General features: G+C 57.2%; 1 protein-coding gene. It reads right to left on the minus strand.

What is annotated here, in order from left to right:
• Positions 1-34: 34 nt before the first annotated feature.
• Positions 35-1,161 (minus strand): IS3 family transposase gene (locus F0155_RS23135; RefSeq protein ID WP_150526923.1). Its coding sequence is split into 2 segments (ribosomal slippage): positions 35-897 and positions 897-1,161, totalling 1,128 coding nucleotides; the frame shifts between segments, so codons are not numbered across the junction.
• Positions 1,162-1,217 lie beyond the last annotated feature (56 nt).

Genomic DNA, 1,217 nt, shown 5'->3' on the forward strand with positions numbered 1-1,217 from the left:
TGATCAGCCCCACCTAAGCGGTCCAGTTTGAATGTTAGTGCATGATTAGCCTGGGTTCCATCGGAACGATGGCCTCTGGGGCCGGTGGGCGGTAGCCCAGAGCACTGTGGGGTCGTTTGGTGTTGTAGTGTTTCCTCCATTCTTCGATGATGATTTGGGCTTCGCGTAGCGTGTAGAAGACCTCCCCGTTCAGCAGTTCATCCCTGAACCGGGCATTGAAGCTTTCGCAGTATCCGTTCTCCCAAGGCGATCCCGGCTCGATGTAGGCGGTTTTGGCGCCGACCGCCGCTATCCAATCCCTGACAGCCTGAGCAATGAACTCTGGGCCGTTGTCTGACCGGATGTAGGCAGGGACGCCACGTAGGATGAACAAGTCGGTCAGTGCGTCTATGACCTCGGTCGAGTTCAGCTTCCGTTTGACCCGGATCGCCAAGCACTCCCGGCTATGTTCGTCCAGGATGTTCAGGGTCCGGAACGATTTCCCGTCATCGGTTCGATGATGCACGAAGTCATAGGACCAAACATGGTTGCGATACCTGGGCCGCAGCCGGACGCATGAGCCATCGTTCAGCCAGAGCCGCCCTTTCTTCGGTTGCTTCATGGGCACTTTGAGCCCCTCGCGTCGCCACAGCCGTTCCACACGCTTGTCGTTCACCATCCAGCCTGCATCCCTCAGAAGAGCGGCAATCCGACGATAACCATAACGACCATACTGGCGCGTCAACTCGATCATGTCAGACACCAGGCGGCCTTCGTCAGCGCGCCCCTGTGGCAATCGCCTTTGTGTGGATCGGTGCTGCCCCAGAACGCGGCAGACCCGCCTTTCAGACACCCGCATCTCATTGCGAATGTGATCGATACAGGCGCGACGGCGCGAGGGGCTCAGTAGTTTCCCCGCGCGGCCTCTGACAAAATGAGCTTGTCCAGAGTTAGGTCCGACACGGCTCGACGCAGCCGGTCATTCTCCTTTTGAAGTCGCTTAAGTTCTTTCAGTTGGTCGGTTCCCATGCCGCCATATTGCTTACGCCAGCGATAGAATGTCTGCTCGGTTATCTGCACCTGCCTGATCGCATCAATGCGCGGCACTCCTTGGCCGCAAAGCACCTCAACCTGCCGTAACTTCGTGACAATCTCTTCCGGCTTGTGTCGCTTGATTCCCATTTCTGATCCTCCGTTTCCTAACTATAGGGGCGGACCAATTCAAAGGGGGAGGATCA

It is taken from the genome of Roseibium sediminis, assembly GCF_008711325.1.
Taxonomy (GTDB): Bacteria; Pseudomonadota; Alphaproteobacteria; order Rhizobiales; family Stappiaceae; genus Roseibium; species Roseibium sediminis.